7 protein-coding genes are annotated in these 5,370 nt (G+C 68.0%); 5 read left to right on the plus strand and 2 right to left on the minus strand.

Features of this window, described 5'->3' with window-relative positions:
* On the minus strand, positions 1-594 hold a 594-nt coding region (locus C1I95_RS31500; protein WP_146605919.1), incomplete at its 3' end, for a hypothetical protein.
* 268 nt (positions 595-862) lie between these two features.
* The gene (locus C1I95_RS31505; protein ID WP_199523998.1) at positions 863-1,306 is read right to left on the minus strand and encodes a DUF6069 family protein; all 444 of its coding nucleotides are present in this window, start codon (positions 1,304-1,306) and stop codon (positions 863-865) included.
* A gap of 249 nt (positions 1,307-1,555) precedes the next feature.
* Here C1I95_RS31505 and C1I95_RS31510 point away from each other — a divergent pair, with 249 nt between their 5' ends.
* From C1I95_RS31510 to C1I95_RS31530, 5 genes are all read left to right on the plus strand, one after another.
* The gene (locus tag C1I95_RS31510) at positions 1,556-1,918 is read left to right on the plus strand and encodes a YciI family protein (protein ID WP_111219447.1); all 363 of its coding nucleotides are present in this window, start codon (positions 1,556-1,558) and stop codon (positions 1,916-1,918) included.
* Positions 1,919-1,942: 24 nt separating this feature from the next.
* Entirely contained in the window at positions 1,943-3,154 is a 1,212-nt protein-coding gene (locus C1I95_RS31515; RefSeq protein ID WP_111219449.1) for an RNA polymerase sigma factor, read from the plus strand.
* Positions 3,155-3,470: 316 nt separating this feature from the next.
* Positions 3,471-3,962 carry a nitroreductase/quinone reductase family protein gene (locus C1I95_RS31520; protein WP_111219455.1) on the plus strand — a complete coding sequence of 164 codons (492 nt, stop codon included), beginning with the start codon at positions 3,471-3,473 and terminating at the stop codon, positions 3,960-3,962.
* A gap of 114 nt (positions 3,963-4,076) precedes the next feature.
* Positions 4,077-4,595, plus strand: a complete 519-nt coding sequence (locus C1I95_RS31525) for a hypothetical protein (protein ID WP_233514000.1) — start codon at positions 4,077-4,079, stop codon at positions 4,593-4,595.
* Between the two features lie 106 nt (positions 4,596-4,701).
* Positions 4,702-5,091: an OsmC family protein gene (locus C1I95_RS31530; RefSeq protein WP_111219451.1), complete on the plus strand. Its 390-nt coding sequence runs from the start codon at positions 4,702-4,704 to the stop codon at positions 5,089-5,091.
* Positions 5,092-5,370 lie beyond the last annotated feature (279 nt).

Consider the following 5,370-nt stretch of genomic DNA (forward strand, 5'->3'; position numbering starts at 1 on the left):
GCCTTCACCCAGCAAGTGCCTTCCGTGACAGGAAACTCGGACCCTCAGCAAGTCCCATTTTCCCTGATCAGAAGGCACTTCTTCGTTTCCAGCCCAGTCCTTGGACACCCTTAACGAAGGGCCGAGGGTAGCCGTACCGAGGAACAACGACGCCAGCATCACCAGCACAAGCCAGGCGCCGAAGGTCTTGCTGCCCCGCGGGTTGTTGAACGGCGTCGGCCAGTCGTCATAGATGGTGTCCGACAAGTATGGCTGGACCTCAGGCGCCTGGCTGACGAAGTAGTGGCGCAGTCTGGTCTGTGCCTTCTCCGCATCCGTAAGACTGCTGCGGGCGACGAAGTCCCGATAGATGACCAGCACGGTGAACACCGATGACATGGCGCACACGGCCGCTGCGGCAAGCCAGAATCGACTCCGGTCGGCAGGCCAGGTTGCCGCGTAGATCGCCACCAGCGCGGACAGTAGTAGCGTCAGGCCGGTTCCGAGGATGGTCGGCGTCTGATCCACCCGGGCCGAGGCGGCCTGTGCCTGTTGAACGCGACGCTGGTACTCGTGTGATGCGATCATCAATGCCACGCTCGTGGATTCGCCCACCAACACCGCCCTCCTTCAACGCGAACCGGATCGTACAACCGCCGGACCCGTTGCCCGTCTCATCACGGCGCCCGCTCATGGCAGGTCCCTGTTCGGCAAGCGGAACACAAAGCGCGTCGCTCGGCATCGGCGGCCGCCGTTGAGTTGGTCAGTGCGGGCTGGAGTGGCGGGTGGGGCGGAGGCGGAATTCATGATCAAGTGTCACGCCCCCGGCGGGATGGGACTGAAGCGTCGACCGGCGAAGGGCAGTGGCACGGTTCGAGCCGGGTCAGCGTGTGTACGCCAGCCGCCCCGTCAGGGCCGGCACCACGATCGCCGCGGCGACGATGTGCAGCGTGATCAGGGTGACTGCGGAGCCGGCGTCGAATCCGAACGTGAGGTCCGGGACGAAGGACAGCGCGGTCAGCGCGACCGCCGTACACACGAACGTGCGCCGCGGCCGGCGTGCCGTGCGGGCCATGACGGCGGCGATGCCGACACCGACGAGCGAGAAGACCAGCGTCAGCTGCGCGAACCCGGCCAGCGGGATGCTCGCGCCGGTGCTGTCGGCGAACGAGACCCCGGCGGCCGACGCGACCGCCGCGAGGACGGTCGTGGCGACCGCGGCGACGCCGGCCGCGGCGACGCCGTGCTTCCAGACCGGCTGTCGCTCGACGGTGGGGGTCGACGCGCCGGGGGTCTTGCTGGTGGGGACCTGGATGTTGGTGGACATGTCGGGCTCCGTTTCCTCGGCGGGCCGCCCGGTGCGACCCGCTCATACCCTCCCCACGAACGGGCCGGCCCGGATTCGACAGCTCGCGAAGAAAAAGTTCTACGGGTGTGCGCAGGACTTCGACCGCCCGATTCGCTTGAGAAAACCGGTCGCAAGATTTTCTGTGGCAGGTTGTCGTATCGGCGGGGTGCCGTTCGTGGTGGGGTGGAAAGCGGTCATCGGGACCGCCCGGAACTGAGGAGAAGTGGGATGACGCACTACCTGCTGGCCGTGCACGGCCCGGCCGAGATGGACGAGTTCGGCACCTACGGCTCAAAGGAGGAAATGGAGGCGGCGTTCGCCGCGACCGGCGCCTTCAATGACAAGCTGCGCGCTGAGGGCTACTGGGTCTTCGCGGGTGGTCTTTCGCCGGCCTCGACGGCGACCGTCGTCGACGGTCAGGGTGCGACGCCGGTGGTGACCGACGGTCCCTACCTTGAGACCAAGGAGGTCCTCGGGGGTTTCTGGGTCATCGACGCGCCCGACCTTGACGTGGCGCTCAAGCTCGCGGCCGAGGGGTCAAAGGCGTGCCGGGGCAAGGTCGAGGTCCGTCCGTTCGACGGCCTCGCCTGAGCCGGCTCAACCGACGACTGATCGATGAAGGACGCAACGGCGGCCGTCGAGCGGGTCTTCCGCGAGGAGTACGGCCGCCTGATCGCTTCGCTTGCCCGCCGATTCGGTGACATCGGCATCGCGGAGGAGGCGGCAGGCGAGGCGCTCGTGGCCGCGCTGGAGAGGTGGCCGGAGTTCGGCATACCGGCCAACCCCGGCGGCTGGCTCACCACCGTCGCGGGCAACCGCGCGATCGACCGAATCCGCCGGGAGAACCAGCGCGACGCCAAGCATCAGGCGGCCTTCATGTCGTACGACGACACGCCCCACGAGCCCACCGGACCGGTAGAGGACGACCGACTGCGGCTGCTCTTCACCTGCTGCCACCCGTCGCTCGCACCGGAGGCGCGGATCGCCCTGACGCTCCGGCTCCTCGGTGGACTGACCGTGCCGGAGATCGCGCAGGCGTTTCTCGTGCCCGAGACCACGATGGCGCAGCGGATCACCCGGGCGAAGCAGAAGATCGCGTCGGCGAAGGTGCCGTACCGGGTGCCCGAGACCGCCGACCTCCCCGAGCGGCTCGGCGGCGTACTGACCGTGCTGTTCCTCGTCTTCAACGAGGGCTACCTCGCCACCGGCGATGGCGATCCGGTTCGCGCTGAGCTCACGGCCGAGGCAATCCGGCTGACGCGGATCCTGCGCCGGCTGCTCCCCGAGGAGCCGGAGGTGACCGGTCTCCTCGGTCTGCTGGTGCTCACCGAGGCCCGGCGTGAGGCACGCGTGCGGAACGGGCAACTGGTCCCGCTCGATGAGCAGGACCGCGCCGGCTGGAACCACGCGCTGATCGACGAGGGCCACAACCTGGTCCGCGAGTGCCTCACGATCAACCGACCCGGCCGCTACCAGATACTCGCCGCGATCAACGCCGTCCACACCGACGCTCCCACGGCGCCGGACACGGACTGGTCGCAGGTCGTCGCGCTGTACGACCAGCTGACCCGGCTCGACCCGTCGCCGATCGTCGCACTCAACCGCGCGGTCGCGGTCGCGGAACTGGACGGCCCGGACGTCGCCCTCGCTCTGGTGGACCGGCTGCCGCTCACGGGCTACCACGCCTGGCACGCCACCCGCGCCGACCTGCTCCGCAGACTCGGCCGCAGCAGCGAGGCGAAGGAGGCGTACGACGCCGCGATCGCCGCCACCCAGAACTCCGCCGAACGCGCCTACCTGAGCAGAAAGCGCGGCCAGTTGGTGTGACCGGTCCCACCATTCGGCACCGGCCGACAACGGCAGGCGCTGTCAAGCTAGTGACACTGCCCGGCTTATGTGGGGCTGGAGGCCCGCCTGCGAATCTCACCACGGGGTCCATCTGCGTCGTACGGCCTCCGGCACGGCCGCGCGCCGTGCGCTGCCCCCTGGCCGTGTCGGCCGGGGTGCCGCCGAGCTGCACGCAGGGGCCGATGCACAGGTGATGCAGTTGGGGGATCGGCGGGCCGTTCGGCTCCGCTGGCCCGCCTGAGGCTGCGGCTGGCATCGCGTTCGTACTATGGCGGGCCAGGTGTGGGAGGTCGTCATGTCGATCGAGAACCGGGCAAAAAACCCGTGGCTGCCACCGCGCTGGTTCATCCGTCTTGCCTGGTCGGTGCACCGGCGCCTGTACCGGGTCTCTGGCGGCCGAGTCGGATTGTGGCGGCCGCGCGTCAACGGCTGGGGCACCCTGCGGCTGACCGTCGTCGGGCGCCGCACCGGCCAGCAGCGCAGCGTCATCCTCGGGTACATCGAGGACGGGTCGAACCTGGTGACGCTGGCGATGAACGGGTGGGGTGAGGGTGAGCCCGGCTGGTGGCTCAACCTGCAAACGCATCCGGAGGCGAGCGTCGATCTGGTCGACGGGCGGCGGTCGGTACGTGGTCACGCCGCGACAGGCGACGAGCGGTTGCGGCTGTGGGCCCGCTGGCGCGAGATCGATAAGAACCTCGACGCCTATGCGGCCCTGCGGTCGTCCGAGACCGCGGTGGTGGTCCTGGAGCCCCGGTCCGGCGCGCCGGACACGTTGCCGGGGTAGCTGCTCGGCCGTTGACCCACCCACCCTCACACGGTCAGCGACAGATCAGTGCGGGCTCGCGCAGGGTTGTAAGTAGCAGGCGCCGGAGCACGGGCGTAAGGCCACAATTCTCCGGTGGTGTTCGACTTCGGAATCGCCGGGTATCAGCCCTGTTGGCTCAACGGGGTAAACGAGGTGGCCAACCGTCACGGCCGCCGGCTGCGTGGGCTCGTCGGGCGGCGGCTGACGAGCACGTGGGTCGTCTGGGACGCCGATGACGACGCGTGGTTTGCCGACTGCCCAGTGGTGCTCGACTTCGCTGGCGAGCGCTTGGAAGTCAATCATCAGAAATTCGATGATCTGTCGATCACGTGGAACTCGGTAGACGTGACCCGCATGCCGGTGTGGCCGACATCGGACGGCTTCCGGCTGCTCTGGCGCGACGACGTGCCCGCCGTGTTGGCTGCTCGGTGCGGGCAGCGACTTGCGGCGGTGGAGCTTCTCGAATGGGCTGGTGGCGATCTGGCAGACGGCTGCGTTGCCGTTGGCCTCCGATTCGCGGACGGCTGGCTGACCCTGTACAACGCCCTCGACGAGAACGGACTCGCCTTCGGTCAGCTTGAGCCGCAGTACCGTCGACACCGCCAGAGTTGAGCGATCCGATCCGCGGCAGAAGCGGACGCCTCGGTATCTGGTGGTGATTCGGGTGACGGATCACAATGAGCCGGTCGGGTGAGGCAAAGCGGACAGGAGGCAACCGGTGGAGCAATTTGCAGTCGTGGTCGGCGCTGGCTCGTTCAGATCAGATGACGGTGGTGCGATCCGGTTCCCACACCGGTGGACCCCGGAGGGCGTTACGGTCGAGGCGGATTTCACCGGGGCCCACCTGTTGCACCTCGCTACGGCTGGATGCGTCCTGAACGACATATACCGGGAGGCAGGCGAACTCGACATCCGTATCGACGGGGTGCGTGTATCGGCTGACGGAGGTTTCGACACGCAGACATGGATATCGAGTGGCATCACCTACCGCATCGAGCTGAGCTCACCCGCGTCCGTCGAGGAACTTGCCGTGCTCCTGGATCGTGTCGACGATGTCGCCGAGATCCCGCGGGCGATTCGAGCCGGGACCACGGTACGGAGAAGCTGACGTGCCCCCTTGTCAGCGAAGCTCACACCGACCGGTGTTCCAGCGGTGAGCAAGCCGATTGCGCCGGCTTCACCATCCGCAAAGCGTCGGCGCGCCCGGTCGGCGGCAGATCCGTGCATGGCCGGAAGTGGCCTACTGCTCGGTGCTTGAGCCCTGTCGAGCTGAACCGCTCGTGCTATCAGTCAGGGACACCGTCGTGACGCCACGGCCGGTAACCCCGGACCGTGACCCGGCTGCGCTATCAGCTCGACAGCCCCCACACACCCCACTCCACCCCAC

The organism is Micromonospora craterilacus, from assembly GCF_003236315.1.
In the GTDB taxonomy this organism is placed as follows: Bacteria; Actinomycetota; Actinomycetes; order Mycobacteriales; family Micromonosporaceae; genus Micromonospora; species Micromonospora craterilacus.